Raw genomic sequence first — 14,045 nt, 5'->3', positions numbered from 1 at the left:
TGGTGTTCACCAGGCGCCCTTGCGCACCAGATGGCGGCGGAGCTTCCCGGTCGGAGTGCGGGGCAGCGACGTGACGAAGCTGACGCTGCGGGGGACCTTGAACGCGGCGAGGCTCTCGCGGGCCAGGCCCGTCAACTCGTCGGCCAGACCGTCCCGTACGGGCGCCGCGGGGACCACGAAGGCCCGCAGCCGGCTCGCGCCGCGCCCGTCGGGAACCGCCGCGACCGCCACCTCCCGCACCGCCGGATGGCCGCGCAGCACCGCCTCCACCTCCAGCGGGGAGACGGTGATGCCGCCGACCATCTCCATGTCGTCGACGCGCCCCAGATGCCGGTAGGTGCCGTCCGGTTCGCGGCGGGCCCGGTCCCGGGTGGCCAGCCAGCCGCCCACCAGGGTCCGGGCGGTCTCCTCGGGCCGGTCGAGATAACCGGGCGTCACGGTCGGCCCGCGCACCCACATCTCGCCCTCGTCGCCGTCCGGCACCGGATGCCCGCCGCGGTCGCGCAGCTCCACCTCGAAGCCGGGGACGGGAAGTCCCACGGTGCCCGGGTGGTTGTGGGCGAAGCCGTTGGCGCAGAACGCGTGGCCGGCCTCGGTGGAGCCGATCTGCTCCAGCACCGGCGCGTCCAGCAGCGCGGCCACCTGCCCGGCCAGTCCCCGCGGAAGCCCCTCACCCGCCGACACCGCGGCCCGCACCGAGGCGAAGCAGCCCTCGTGCCCGGGACCCCGCTCGGCGACCAGCGCGGCATACGCGGACGGCACGGAGTACAGCAGCGTGACCCGGTGCCGGGCCACCAGTTCGTCGACGGCGGCCGGAGAGGGCCGCCGGTCGACCAGGACGGCGGACGAGCCGGAGAACAGCGGGAAGACGAACGCGTTGCCGAAGCCGTAGGCGAAGAACAGCTTCGACACCGACAGGGTGACGTCCTCCGCCGTGATCCGCAGCACCCGCCGCCCGACCAGGTCGTGGTACGTGCGTGGATCGCCGTGCGTGTGCACGACGCCCTTGGGGCGGCCCGTGGTGCCGGAGGTGTACTGCACGTAGAGCGGGCCGTGCGCGTCGACCTGGTGCGCGGGGGCGGGATCGGCGGCGGGGGCGAGGGCCATCAGCTGGTCGGCGCCGAGCCCCGCCCGGCCGGCGAACCGCCCCTCCAGGCCCGGCCCCGTCACACACAGCACGGCGTCGGTGTCCTCGGCCAGGAACGCGTGATCGGCGGCCGGGAGTTCGGGGTTGACCAGGACCGCGACGGCCCCGAGCCGGGCGGAGGCGAGGAAGGCCGTCACCCAGGCCAAGGAGTCCGGCAGCGCGAGCAGCACACGGTCGCCGGGGCGCACCCCGTGGCCGGCCAGCACGGTGGCCGCGCGGGCGGCGAGGCCGTGCACCTCACCGTGGGTCCAGGACCGGTGCCCCTGGTGGAAGGCGGTCCGCCCGGTCCATCCGCGCCGTTCGGCGCGTTCCGCCAGATGCGCCGCGAGGTTCCCGGGCGCCCCGGTCCCGGCCGCGCTCAACGTGGCCTGCGGGCTGGTCATCGCCGGGCCTCCCCGGCCGCACCGGCCTTCTGCCCCGGCGGGGGCTGCCGGCGCGTCCGGTCGGCGGCGTGCCGGTGGAGGGCCCGCATCGGGGCCGCCGTCTTCAGCAGCATCTCGTCGTACTCCGCCTCCGGATCGGAGTCGAGCACGATCGCGCCGCCCGCCCCCAGGTGCACCTGGCCCGCGGCGAAGACGGCGGTGCGGATCACGATGTTGAGGTCCGCTCCGCCGCCGCACCCGAAGTAGCCGAGGGCTCCGGAGTAGACGCCGCGGGCCTCGGTCTCCAGCGAGTCGATGATCTCCAGCGTGCGCAGCTTCGGCGCGCCGGTCATCGACCCGCCCGGGAAGCAGGCCCGCACGCAGTCCACCGCGTCCGTGCCGGGCCGCAGCCTGCCCTCCACGGTCGACACCAGCTGGTGCACGGTGGCGTACGTCTCCGTGGCCATCAGCCGGGAGACCCGTACGGTCCCGGTCCGGCAGACCTTCCCCAGGTCGTTGCGCAGCAGGTCGACGATCATCAGGTTCTCGGCCCGGGTCTTGGCGTCCGACGCGAGCGCGTCCCGCAGCCGGGCGTCCTCCTCCGGCCCGTCGCCCCGGGGCGCGGTGCCCTTGATGGGCCGGGCCTCGGCGGTGCCGTCCCGGCCGATGCGCAGGAACCGCTCGGGCGAGGAACCGGCCACCTCCAGCTCCCCGAACCTCAGGAACGCCGCGTACGGGGCCGGGTTGTCGCGGCGCAGCGTCCGGTAGAACTCCAGCGCGTCGGGCGGCGCGGGCAGCCGGGCGGCGTTCGTCAGGCAGACCTCGTAGCTGGTGCCCGCCCGCAGCGCCTGGCGGCAGGCTTCGATGTCCGCGAGGTACGTCGCCCGGTCGCGCACCAGCCACGGCTCGGCGGCGCCAAGGTCGGCCGGGGCCGGCGGCCCGGGCAGCGGCGGCCGCTCCGTCGCCACGCAGGAGAGGCCGTCCAGCACACCGTCCAGCCAGTCGGCGGCCTCGCTCGCGGCCTGCGGGGTGTCCTCCGCCAGGCACACGACGTAGGTGAAGCCCTCCTCGTGGTCCACCGCGATCACCCGGTCGGCGAACAGCCAGGCGGCGTCCGGGACGGGGGAGCGGTGCCGGTTGGCCGACCCGCAGTCGGCCTTCACCTCGTAGCCGAGGTAGCCGACATAACCGCCGGTGAAGTCGAACGGCAGCCCGGTCGCGTCCACCCGGCGGGTGGTCAACTGCCGCTTGAGGTAGTCGAAGACGCTCGCCCTGACCTGCCGCACCGGCCGGCCCGCCCGCTCGATCTCACACCGCCCGGCGGCGACGTCGTACCGCACGAACTCGGCGAGCGGCCCCTGGTCGTCCCCGAGGAACGAGAACCGCGACCGCCCCGGCTCGACCAGCGAACTGTCGAGCCAGAAGGACCGCGGCGACTCCGCGAACATCCGCCCGAAGACCGCCTCCGCATCGACGGCACCGCTGATCCGCCGGGTGTGCAGCCGATACCCGGCCCGCCCGGGGCGACGGGGCCGGGGAAAGCCGACGGAGGGCGTGTGCGCGGCGGCGGACCCACCGACGCGGACGGGCGTGCCCTGCCCCGCGGCCGGGCCGTCCACGCCCGCCGAAGGGGCCCCGCCCTGCCCTGCGGCCGGGCCGCCCACGCCCGCCGAAGGGGCCCCGCCCTGCCCTGCGGCCGGGCCGCCCGTGTGCGCCGAAGGGGCCCCGCCGGACTGTTTCGCCGCGCTGAGGGGGACGACAGCCGCCTGGGAGACCGCGGCCACCTGGAAGACGGCCGCCGTCGCGGGCTTGCGCGGGCGTCCGGTGTCCCCAAGGCTCGTCCCCGCCCGCCACACCCCCATGTCGCACTCCGGCGTGCCGGTCCGTCGCCGAACTCCCACGTGCGACGGCACGGCCGTGTTCTTCGGGCGCAGCTTGCCGGCCCGCTCGGCGGTGAGGTTGCGGAAGTTCACGAGCATGCGGTGCCCGTACTCCGTGAGGACCGACTCCGGATGGAATTGCACTCCCCACAGCGGCCGTGTGCGGTGCCGGAGCCCCATCAGGACGCCGTCCTCCGACCAGGCCGTGGCCTCCAGCGTCTTGGGCAGCGGCTCGCGCACGGCCAGGGAGTGGTAGCGGACGGCGGTGAAGTGCTGCGGCAGCCCGTGGAACAGGTCCCGTCCGTCGTGCCGGATCGTGGACAGATGCCCGTGCCGCGGCTCCGGCGCGGGCCCCACCCGACCGGCCTCCCCGAGCGCGATGCCCTGATGCCCCAGACACACCCCGAGCACGGGAACCGGGGAGGTCGCGAGCAGCCTGCCCCCGATGCCGAAGTCACGCGCCTCGCCCGGGTGCCCGGGGCCGGGGGACACCACGAGGTTGTCGAACGCACGGAGGTCGGGGAGCCCCTCGGCGGGCGCGTCGTTCCGGACCACCACCGGCTCCTCGCCGTTGACCTCGGCGATCAGCTGGAACAGGTTGTACGTGTACGAGTCGTAATTGTCGATGAGCAGGGTCTTCACCCGCCCACCTCCCTCTGTTCGTTCGCGGGCCTATGTGGCCCGGCGTTTGTGCCGGCCGCGCAGTGCCTGGAGCGACGGGTACAGCCATTTCCTGAAGAAACGCTGGAGCCGAGGCATGAGAATCCAGGTGACAAGGGCCGTCACACACAGACACAGCAACAGTGTGCGAAACAGTGCATTGAGGTCACCGAGATAGGGGAGAATGGTCAGATTGAACAGGAGCACCGGCGGGAAAACCGCGCTCATATTCACGAACCACAGTTTCCATTTCGACGGTGGAGCAGGCGGCGCGGGTGTCAGCGTCTGCGCGTCGAACCAGGCCCGGGCGCCCGGCACCCTCCGGCGCTCCGCCTCCCGGGCGACCCCCTCCAGCCGGGCGTCCCACCGCTCCCGAGAGTCTGAATTCTCCCAGGCCAGGGCCGCACCCTCGCTGGCGAAGCGATAGACGACATGCCACTCCGCCCCTCCGTCGACAAGTACCCCACCCCCCAGAAATCCCGGCTGCCGCGCCGTCGCGCCCAGCAAGGCCCACCCCCAGGAGTGGAAGTCGGCCGCACGGCCCGGCGTCACGCGATAGGCCACGGTGACCGTGACGGGATTACTGGTCACGCCGTCCCGTACGGAAAGCGCTCACCCCGCGTTCAAGATTCAACAAACAATTTTCCGGCCGTTCGCAAGATCGCCCCCGAACGTGCGGACTTTCGGCAGCCGGATAGCCGCCCCTACCGCGGCGCGACGACGCTCTCCTCCGCCTCCACCGGCGCCTCCCCGAACCGCGACAACGCCAGCGCCCCCGCCACCGCCACCGCGAAACCGAGGATCGCCAGCCACCCCAGCCCCGGCCGCGTCCGGTCCCCGAGCCACACCACACCGATCAGCGAGGGCGCGACGGTCTCCCCGAGCACCAGTCCGGCCGTCGCCGTGGTCACCGACCCGCGTTGCAGGGCCGTGGTGAGCAGCAGGAAGGCCGCCCCGCCGCCGAGCAGCAGCGCGTACGTCGCCGGGTCGGGGAAAAGCTCACCGGCCGAGAAACCGTCGATGAGCCGCACCGACACCTCCACCACCCCGAACCCCAGCCCCGCCCCCAGCCCGAGCGTCAGCGCCCGCCCCCGCTCCGGCAGCCGCCCGCCGAACGCCCCGAGCAGCAGCACCCCGGCCGCCGCCCCGAGCATCGCCCACGGCAGCCAGCCCGGTCCGGACTCATCACCCTCCGCCCCCGACGCCAGCCCCAGCAGCGCGAGCCCGGCGCACACCACCGCCACCGCCGCCCACTCGACACGGCTCAGCCGCACCCTGAGCAGCCGCGCCGCGACCACGGCCGTCACCGCGAGGCTCGCGGCCAGCGCCGCCCCCACGGCGTAGATCGGCACCGACCGCAGCGCCAGGATCTGCAGCACGAAGCCGAGCCCGTCCAGCGCGAGGCCGGCGAGATACCGCCACTGCCGCAGCGCCCGCCACAGCAGCGCCACGTCCCCGCCCGGCCCGGTCGCCGCCGCCGACCGCGCGGCGATCGCCTGCAACACCGTCGCCGTACCGAAGCAGACCGCCGCACCAAGGGCGCACACCATTCCAAAAATCACAAACCGACAGTAGGCGAGCGGTCGCGAACGGGGGGCCATGCGCGCCCGTCCTCACCGATCTCTAGGCTGACCGTCTGTCAGTGCACTACGGGGAGACGCGGGGAGACACGCACATGGCTGAAACACGGCGACGGCTGCGCTCGAGCACGGTGGTGCTGGGCGGCATGGGCGTCCTCGCGGCGGCCCTGTCCGCCTGCGGCTCCGACCCGGACCGCCGCTGCGTGGACCGCGACAGCTACGACTACATCAACGGCTACAAGATCGTCGCCGACAAGAACTGCTCGTCCGGCACGTCCTCCTCGGGCAAGGGCCGCAAGAAGACCGGCAAGACCAACAGTACCGACGCCGACTGGTACTACGACGCCGACGTCAGCAGCGGCTACGCCGACCACGGCACCTTCAGCCGCAGCGAGGCCGTCGACCGGGGCGGCTTCGGCTGCTCGGGCTCCGGCAGCGGCGGCGGCTGACGGGCGGACACGGCAGATGGAACGCAGAACCGTCGAACCCCGCCCCGGCTGGCAGCAGACCGTCGAGGAACAGGGCCTGATCTACCCCCTGACCCGCTACCCCGACGACTCCCTGCGCCCCTACTGGGACGAGAGCGCGTACTACGTCTTCCCACTGGAGGAGATCGAGGCACTGGAGGAGGTCGTCGAGGACCTCCACCGCATGTGCCTGGCGGCGGCCGACCACATCGTCACCGAGGACCGCTTCGCCGACCTCGGCATCACCGACCCCCGGGTGGCCCGCACGGTCGCCGAGGCCTGGCAGCGCCGAGCCGAACTCCCCTCGCTCTACGGCCGTTTCGACCTCCGCTACGACGGCACCGGCCCGGCCAAGCTCCTGGAGTACAACGCCGACACCCCCACCTCACTGGTCGAGGCCGCGTCCCCCCAGTGGTTCTGGATGGAGGACCGCTTCCCCGGCGCCGACCAGTGGAACTCCCTCCACGAACGCCTCATCGACGCGTGGAAGAAGCAGGCCGCCCTCCTCCCGCCCGGCAGCCCCCTGTACTTCGCGTATTCCTCCGCCGACGAACTCGGCGAGGACATGATGACGGTCGCCTACCTCAAGGAGACGGCCGAGCAGGCGGGCCTGGCCACCGACTGGATCGCCATGGAGGAGATCGGCTGGGACCGCCTCTCCGGCCGCTTCGTCGACAACCGCCTCCGTTTCATCCGCAGCGTCTTCAAGCTCTACCCGTGGGAGTGGCTCACCACCGACCGCTTCGCGGACCACGTCCTGGACACCCTCGACAACGGCGGCGGCACGGGCTCCACCCTGTGGATAGAACCGGCCTGGAAGATGCTCCTCAGCAACAAGGCGCTGCTCGCGATCCTCTGGGAGCTGTACCCGGACCACCCGAACCTCCTCCCCGCGTACCTGGACGGCCCTCGCGATCTGTCCACCACGGGCTGGGTGGCCAAGCCCCTCCTCGGCCGAGAGGGCGCGGGCGTCACGATCCACGAGCCCGGCTCCGCCCCCACCCTCCGCGACGAGCCCTGCTGCTACCAGCAGCTGGCCCCCCTGCCCGACTTCGACGGCAACCGGGTGGTCCTGGGTGCCTGGGTGGTGGAGAACGAGTCGGCGGGCCTGGGCATCCGGGAATCGTCGGGCCTGATCACGGACGAGTACGCGAGGTTCCTGCCCCACGTGATCCTTTGAAACGGGGTGGGGGGATCTCGCCCTCCAGGGGCGCGGGGCTGTAATCGATGTGCGGCTACCGCCGCGTGGGCGCGATCAGCCACGAACGACCCGCACCCGGCACCGAAGAGCCACCCGGCAGACGCCCCCCGCCCACCCCACCCGGTAGGCTGACCCCGGGCCGTGACTGGCGCGCTGGGATGGGACCAACCATCGGGGAGCGGCCCGAGCAGTCAGAGCCGTGCGCCTGGGCCGTACCGTGAACGCTGAACGCCACGTCCGGAGGTCCACACATGTCAGCCGAGCCCCTCTCCACCGCTTCCACCGCCTACCGCGCCGCCCTCGACGTCATCCGCGCCGTCGAACCCCGCGTAGCGGACGCCATCGGCCAGGAGGTCGCCGACCAGCGCGAGATGCTCAAGCTGATCGCCTCCGAGAACTACGCCTCCCCGGCCACGCTCCTGACCATGGGCAACTGGTTCAGCGACAAGTACGCCGAGGGCACCATCGGCCGCCGCTTCTACGCCGGCTGCCGCAACGTCGACACCGTCGAGTCCCTCGCCGCCGAGCACGCCAAGGAGCTGTTCGGCGCCCGCCACGCCTACGTCCAGCCGCACTCCGGCATCGACGCCAACCTCGTCGCCTTCTGGGCCGTCCTCGGCGCCCGCGTCGAGGTGCCCTTCCTGGAGAAGACCGGCGTCCGCCAGATCAACGACCTGACCGAAGCCGACTGGGCCGAGCTGCGCCAGGCCTTCGGCAACCAGCGCATGCTCGGCATGTCCCTGGACGCCGGCGGTCACCTCACCCACGGCTTCCGCCCGAACATCTCCGGCAAGATGTTCGACCAGCGCTCCTACGGCACGGACCCTGCGACGGGCCTCATCGACTACGAGGCGCTGCGCGCCTCCGCCCGCGAGTTCAAGCCGCTGATCATCGTCGCCGGCTACTCCGCGTACCCCCGTCTGGTGAACTTCCGGATCATGCGGGAGATCGCCGACGAGGTCGGCGCGACGCTCATGGTCGACATGGCGCACTTCGCCGGCCTGGTCGCGGGCAAGGTCCTCACCGGCGACTTCGACCCGGTCCCGCACGCCCAGATCGTGACGACGACCACCCACAAGTCGCTGCGCGGACCCCGCGGCGGCATGGTGCTGTGCGACGACTCGCTGAAGGACCAGGTCGACCGCGGTTGCCCGATGGTCCTCGGCGGCCCGCTCCCGCACGTCATGGCGGCCAAGGCCGTCGCCCTCGCGGAGGCCCGCCAGGAGTCCTTCCGCGACTACGCCCAGCGCATCGTCGACAACTCCCGCGCGCTGGCCGAGGGCCTGATGCGCCGTGGCGCGACGCTGGTGACGGGCGGCACGGACAACCACCTGAACCTGATCGACGTCGCCTCCTCCTATGGCCTCACCGGCCGTCAGGCCGAGGCCGCGCTGCTCGACTCGGGCATCGTCACCAACCGCAACGCCATCCCCGCCGACCCGAACGGCGCCTGGTACACCTCCGGCATCCGCATCGGCACCCCCGCCCTGACCACCCGCGGCCTGGGCACCGCCGAGATGGACGAGGTCGCCGGCCTCATCGACCGTGTCCTCACCACCGCGGAGCCGGGCACGACCAAGTCGGGAGCCCCCTCCAAGGCGTCCCACGTCCTCGACGCGAAGGTCGCGGACGAGATCTCCCAGCGCGCCACCGACCTCGTGGCCGGCTTCCCGCTCTACCCGGAGATCGACCTGGGCTGACGCCCTCGGCCCGTCACCCGTCCAGGGTCAGGGCCGAGGTGCACGGCCTGTCACCCGTCCAGGGCCTGGGACGAGGTGCACGGCTTGTCATCCGTCCAGGGTCTGGGCCGAGGTGCACGGCCTGTCATCCGTCCAGGGCCTGGGCCGAGGTGCACGGCCCGTCACTCGTCCAGGTCGATCAGCACCTGACGCGGTTCCTCCCGCGGCGGTCCGGCTTCCCGCCGGGCCGCCGCGCGGCGTAGCAGCAGCGTGCCGCCCACACCGGCCGCCAGCCCCAGCGCCCCCGCCACCGCCGCCCACCGGACGTCACCCCGCACCGGACCGTCCAGGTCCGCGGCGGCGGCCGGGCTCGCGACGGATCCGCCCTCCGCGTCACCGAGCAGCCGGGCCAGCTCGAACCGCTCGAAGACGGACCGCGGCGCCCGGTGCCAGCGGATGTCGTCGTCCTCCACGGTGGGGCTGGGATCCGAGCGCACCCAGGGCGTGCCGTCCTCGGCCACCAGCAGCTGGTCCTGCCGCTCGACGGCCACGTCCCGGCCCGGCGGCCGGTTCGTGCTCGGCCAGCCGCCGACCCCGGACAGCCCCCAGAGCACAGTGAGCCGCACCTGCGGGAAGTCCCCCTCCGCCCAGTCGTCCGGCACCCGCTCCGTCTCCGTGTGCATGGGCTGCAGCAGCTGCCACAGCCGGGCGAAGTCGCGCTGCCCCGAGCGCACCGCCGCAGTCCGCCCCGTCCCGCCCGCGACGACCATCGCCACGTCGGGAACGTCCCGCCCCCGCGCCGGGAGGGCGGCGGCGGTCGAGACCGTCGCACCCCCGGCCAGAACGGCCGCCACGGACACCACCGGCACCCACCACACCACCCGTCCCCGCAACGCAGCCGAACCCGCCCGGCCCCTGCGTCTTTCCACCCCGCCTCGTGCCCGCATCGGTCCCCCTCCGCATCGGCCCCGCTCCACAACGCCACAACGCCACAACGCCCACAACGGCCCGTCCGAGCCCGCCCGGGGGCAGCCCGTCCCGTGCCTCACCCTTGTTACACCGCCGGGGCCGATCGGGAGCCCGTCTGTATCCGGCCGGTTCCGGATCGGCCCCCGGGACCTGAGAGAATGGTGGGCATGGCCTCTGACCGACCTCGCGTGCTCTCCGGGATCCAGCCCACCGCCGGCTCGTTCCACCTCGGCAACTACCTCGGCGCCGTCCGCCAGTGGGTGGCCCTGCAGGAGACCCACGACGCGTTCTACATGGTCGTCGACCTGCACGCGATCACCATCCCGCAGGACCCGAAGGACCTGCGCGCGAACACGCGCCTGGCCGCGGCCCAGCTCCTCGCGGCGGGCCTCGACCCGGACCGCTGCACGCTCTTCGTGCAGAGCCACGTCCCCGAGCACGCCCAGCTCGCCTGGATCATGAACTGCCTCACCGGCTTCGGCGAGGCCGGCCGGATGACCCAGTTCAAGGACAAGTCCGCCAAGCAGGGCGCCGAGCGCGCCTCGGTCGGCCTGTTCACGTACCCGATCCTCCAGGTCGCGGACATCCTGCTCTACCAGGCCCACGAGGTCCCGGTCGGCGAGGACCAGCGCCAGCACATCGAGCTCACCCGTGACCTCGCCACGCGCTTCAACGGCCGCTTCGGCGAGACCTTCACCCTCCCGAAGCCGTACATCCTCAAGGAGACGGCGAAGATCTACGACCTCCAGGACCCGTCGATCAAGATGAGCAAGTCGGCGTCCACGCCGAAGGGCCTCATCAACCTCCTCGACGAGCCGAAGGCCACGGCCAAGAAGGTCAAGAGCGCCGTCACCGACACCGAGACGGTGATCCGCTACGACGCCGAGAACAAGCCGGGCGTCAGCAACCTCCTGACGATCTACTCGACCCTCACCGGCGAGAGCATCGCCGAGCTGGAGGAGAAGTACACCGGCAAGATGTACGGCGCGCTCAAGACGGACCTCGCCGAGGTCATGGTCGACTTCGTGACGCCGTTCCGGGAGCGCACCCAGCAGTACCTGGACGACCCGGAGACGCTCGACGCGATCCTCGCCAAGGGCGCCGAGAAGGCCCGCGCGGTCGCCGCGGAGACCCTCGCCCAGGCCTACGACAGGGTCGGCTTCCTGCCCGCCAAGCACTGAACCGGCCCCGGCACACACCCGTACCACCGAACAGCGCTGTACATCACTCCGGTTGCGCCTGCCCGTAACCCGGTCGTGGCCGTACAGTCGATAACCGGGTGGTCGTATCAGCGGCCACACTGACACGACAGGAGACGACGTGGGGACCGTAACGATCGGTGTCTCGATCGCGGTCCCGGAGCCTCACGGCAGCGAGCTCCAGCAGCTGCGCGCGGGCTTCGGCGACGCCTCTGCTCACGGCATCCCCACGCATGTCACCCTGCTGCCGCCGACAGAGGTCGACGAGAGCGCCCTGCCGGCCGTCGAGGCGCATCTGGCCGAGGTCGCCGCGGCCGGCCGCGCGTTCCCCATGCGGCTGTCCGGTACCGGCACCTTCCGGCCCGTGTCGCCGGTGGTGTTCGTCCGGGTCGTCGCGGGCGCGGAGGCCTGCACGCTGCTCCAGGAGCAGGTCCGCGACCCCGCCGGTCCGGCCCCCCGCGAACTGCAGTTCCCGTACCACCCGCACGTCACCGTGGCGCACGGCATCGACGAGGCGGCCATGGACCGCGCCTTCGAGGAGCTCTCCGGCTACGAGGCCGAGTGGCCCTGCACCGGCTTCGCCCTCTACGAGCAGGGCGCCGACGGCGTCTGGCGCAAGCTCCGCGACTTCCCCTTCGGCGGCTCGGTGGTCCCCCCGCAGGCCGGGCGGGTGGAGCGCGGCTCGGTCCCCACCCGCTGAGCCGCCGCGGGTCAGACCGGCAGTCGCCGGAACACCCCGCGCGGCAGGTGTCGCAGCGCCGCCATCACCACGCGCAGCGTCCCCGGCACCCACACCGTCTCCGAGCGGCGCCGCAGCCCCAGCTCCACGGCCGTCGCGACCGCCTCGGGGGTGGTCGCGAGCGGCGCCTCCGGCAGCCCGGCGGTCATCCGCGTCCGCACGAAGCCGGGGCGTACGACCATGACGTGCACGCCCGTGCCGTGCAGCGCGTCGCCCAGGCCCTGCGCGAAGGCGTCGAGGCCGGCCTTGCTGGAGCCGTAGATGAAGTTCGCGCGGCGGGCCCGCTCGCCCGCGACGGACGACATCACGACCAGCGAGCCGTGCCCCTGGGACTGGAGCGAGCGGGCGCACACCAGACCCGCCGAGACCGCGCCGGTGTAGTTGGTCTGCGCGACCCGCACCGCCGCCTCGGGCTCCCGCTCGTCGCGGGCCTGGTCACCGAGCAGCCCGAAGGCGAGCAGCACCATGTCGACGTCGCCCTCGGCGAAGACCTTGCCGAGCACGGCCTCGTGGGAGGCCGGGTCGAGGGCGTCGAAGGCGACGGTGTGCACGTCGGCCCCGAGCCCGCGCAGCTGCCCGGCGGCCTCCTCCAGGGCGGGGGAGGGGCGGCCGGCCAGCCAGACCGTGCGGGTACGGCGGGCGATCAGGCGGCGGGCGGTGGCCAGCGCGATCTCCGACGTGCCGCCGAGGACGAGCAGGGACTGGGGGAGGCCGAAGGCGTCCTTCATGACAGCAGCTCCTAGGGGTTGCTCAGAGACTGAGGCGGCGGGCCAGGTCGGACACGAACACCCCGCGCGGGTCCAGTCGGGCGCGCAGCTCGCGGAAGTCGTCGAGGCGCGGGTACATGGCAGCGAGCAGTTCCGGGCGCAGCCGGGCGTCCTTGGCGAGGTAGACGCGACCGCCCGCGGCGGCGACCTCCTCGTCCAGCTCGTCGAGGAACGAGCCGAGGCCGGGCAGGCCCGCCGGGATGTCCAGCGCCAGCGTCCAGCCCGGCACGGGGAAGGACAGCCACCCCGGGTCGGACTCCCCGAAGCGCTTGAGGACGGCCAGGAAGGACGGGCAGCGGCGTTCGGAGATGCGGCGCACGATGCGGCGCAGCGCGTCCTCCCGGCCGTGGCCGACGACGAACTGGTACTGCACGAAGCCGCCGCGGCCGTAGACGCGGTTCCAGTGGGGCACGCCGTCCAGGGGATGGAAGAAGCCGGAGATCCGCTGGAGTCGGCCGGTCCGCGCGCGGGGGGCCTTGCGGTACCAGAGCTCGTTGAACAGACCCACCGTCGTCCGGCTGAGCAGGCCCTCGGGGAGGATCGCGGGGGCGGCCGGGAGGCGGGGGGTGCGGAAGGCGAGCGGGTCGCGGCGCAGGCGTGCGGGGAGCGCGTCCAGCGGGGCGTGGTCGCCGCGGGTGAGGACCGCGCGGCCGGTGGCGGCGCCCCGGGCCAGCAGGTCGATCCAGGCGACCGAGTAGCGGTAACGGTGGTCGGTGGCCGCCAGCCGGGCCATCAGGTCGTCCAGGTCCGTCGCCCGCTCGGTGTCGACGGACATCAGCGACGTCTGGACGGGCTGGAGCCGGATCGTCGCGGTGAGGATCACGCCGGTCAGGCCCATGCCGCCGGCCGTCGCGTCGAACAGCGGCGTGCCGGGGATCACCGTGCGGATCTCACCGTCGGCGGTGAGCAGTTCGAGGGCGAGCACGTGCCGCGCGAAGGAGCCGGAGACGTGGTGGTTCTTGCCGTGGATGTCGGCGCCGATCGCCCCGCCGACGGTGACGTAGCGGGTGCCGGGGGTGACCGGCACGAACCAGCCGAGCGGCAGCAGCACCTCCATCAGCCGGTGCAGGGAGACGCCCGCGTCGCACAGCACGGTGCCGCCGTCGGCGTCGATCGCGTGCACCCGGTCCAGGGCCGTCATGTCGAGCACGGACCCGCCCGCGTTCTGCGCCGCGTCCCCGTACGCCCGTCCCAGGCCCCGGGGGATCCCGCCGCGCGCCCCGCAGTCCCGGACGGCCGCCGCGGCCTCCTCGTATGTCCGGGGGCGGACCACCCATGCGGCAGTGGGGGCAGTGCGGCCCCAGCCCGTGACGGTGGTGTGGTCCAGGCCCATGACGTCCGGGTCGGAATCGGTGTCGGCAGACATGTCCGTGACCGTATCGCCCTACTGTGAGC

12 protein-coding genes and 1 riboswitch are annotated in these 14,045 nt (G+C 73.0%); of the genes, 5 read left to right on the top strand and 7 right to left on the bottom strand.

Translation table 11 applies throughout. The features are described from left to right. Positions 1–6: 6 nt before the first annotated feature. From FDO69_RS01875 to FDO69_RS01860, 4 genes are all read right to left on the bottom strand, one after another. Positions 7–1,530, bottom strand: a complete 1,524-nt coding sequence (locus tag FDO69_RS01875; RefSeq protein WP_104777792.1) for an AMP-binding protein — start codon at positions 1,528–1,530, stop codon at positions 7–9. Next, entirely contained in the window at positions 1,527–4,031 is a 2,505-nt protein-coding gene (pabB, locus tag FDO69_RS01870) for an aminodeoxychorismate synthase component I (protein WP_104777791.1), read from the bottom strand. Before pabB ends, FDO69_RS01875 begins: the two co-directional genes overlap by 4 nt. A gap of 30 nt (positions 4,032–4,061) precedes the next feature. Next, complete coding sequence (locus FDO69_RS01865; RefSeq protein WP_104777790.1) at positions 4,062–4,640, bottom strand: antibiotic biosynthesis monooxygenase; 579 nt, start codon at positions 4,638–4,640, stop codon at positions 4,062–4,064. 113 nt (positions 4,641–4,753) lie between these two features. Next, a complete protein-coding gene (locus FDO69_RS01860) occupies positions 4,754–5,599 on the bottom strand; it encodes a DMT family protein (RefSeq protein WP_104777789.1) in 846 nt (281 codons plus the stop codon). A 125-nt stretch (positions 5,600–5,724) separates the two neighbouring features. Here FDO69_RS01860 and FDO69_RS01855 point away from each other — a divergent pair, with 125 nt between their 5' ends. From FDO69_RS01855 to FDO69_RS01845, 3 genes are all read left to right on the top strand, one after another. Then, a complete protein-coding gene (locus FDO69_RS01855) occupies positions 5,725–6,078 on the top strand; it encodes a hypothetical protein (RefSeq protein ID WP_104777788.1) in 354 nt (117 codons plus the stop codon). A 16-nt stretch (positions 6,079–6,094) separates the two neighbouring features. Continuing rightward, a complete protein-coding gene (locus FDO69_RS01850) occupies positions 6,095–7,276 on the top strand; it encodes a glutathionylspermidine synthase family protein (protein WP_104777787.1) in 1,182 nt (393 codons plus the stop codon). Positions 7,277–7,428: 152 nt separating this feature from the next. After that, a riboswitch (ZMP/ZTP riboswitch) is annotated at positions 7,429–7,515 on the top strand. A gap of 33 nt (positions 7,516–7,548) precedes the next feature. Then, entirely contained in the window at positions 7,549–8,997 is a 1,449-nt protein-coding gene (locus FDO69_RS01845) for a glycine hydroxymethyltransferase (RefSeq protein ID WP_104777786.1), read from the top strand. 161 nt (positions 8,998–9,158) lie between these two features. Here FDO69_RS01845 and FDO69_RS01840 read toward each other — a convergent pair whose 3' ends face one another. Then, positions 9,159–9,845, bottom strand: coding sequence for a hypothetical protein (locus tag FDO69_RS01840; protein ID WP_420878475.1), 687 nt, complete (start codon positions 9,843–9,845; stop codon positions 9,159–9,161). A gap of 267 nt (positions 9,846–10,112) precedes the next feature. On the opposite strand from FDO69_RS01840, the gene trpS reads away from it, so the two are divergent. Together trpS and FDO69_RS01830 are read left to right on the top strand one after the other, a co-directional pair. After that, on the top strand, positions 10,113–11,126 hold the full coding sequence (gene trpS, locus FDO69_RS01835; protein WP_104777920.1) for a tryptophan--tRNA ligase: 1,014 nt from the start codon (positions 10,113–10,115) through the stop codon (positions 11,124–11,126). Between the two features lie 139 nt (positions 11,127–11,265). Beyond that, complete coding sequence (locus FDO69_RS01830) at positions 11,266–11,844, top strand: 2'-5' RNA ligase family protein (protein WP_104777785.1); 579 nt, start codon at positions 11,266–11,268, stop codon at positions 11,842–11,844. Positions 11,845–11,855: 11 nt separating this feature from the next. On the opposite strand, the gene FDO69_RS01825 is transcribed toward FDO69_RS01830, so the two are convergent. Together FDO69_RS01825 and FDO69_RS01820 are read right to left on the bottom strand one after the other, a co-directional pair. Continuing rightward, a complete protein-coding gene (locus FDO69_RS01825) occupies positions 11,856–12,611 on the bottom strand; it encodes a decaprenylphospho-beta-D-erythro-pentofuranosid-2-ulose 2-reductase (protein ID WP_104777784.1) in 756 nt (251 codons plus the stop codon). A 22-nt stretch (positions 12,612–12,633) separates the two neighbouring features. Next, on the bottom strand, positions 12,634–14,016 hold the full coding sequence (locus tag FDO69_RS01820; protein WP_104777783.1) for a decaprenylphosphoryl-beta-D-ribose oxidase: 1,383 nt from the start codon (positions 14,014–14,016) through the stop codon (positions 12,634–12,636). Positions 14,017–14,045 lie beyond the last annotated feature (29 nt).

This window comes from Streptomyces tibetensis (assembly GCF_007655005.1).
In the GTDB taxonomy this organism is placed as follows: Bacteria; Actinomycetota; Actinomycetes; order Streptomycetales; family Streptomycetaceae; genus Streptomyces; species Streptomyces tibetensis.
Note: the sequence above shows the minus strand (reverse complement) of the source record. Positions and strands in the feature narration are given on the sequence as shown.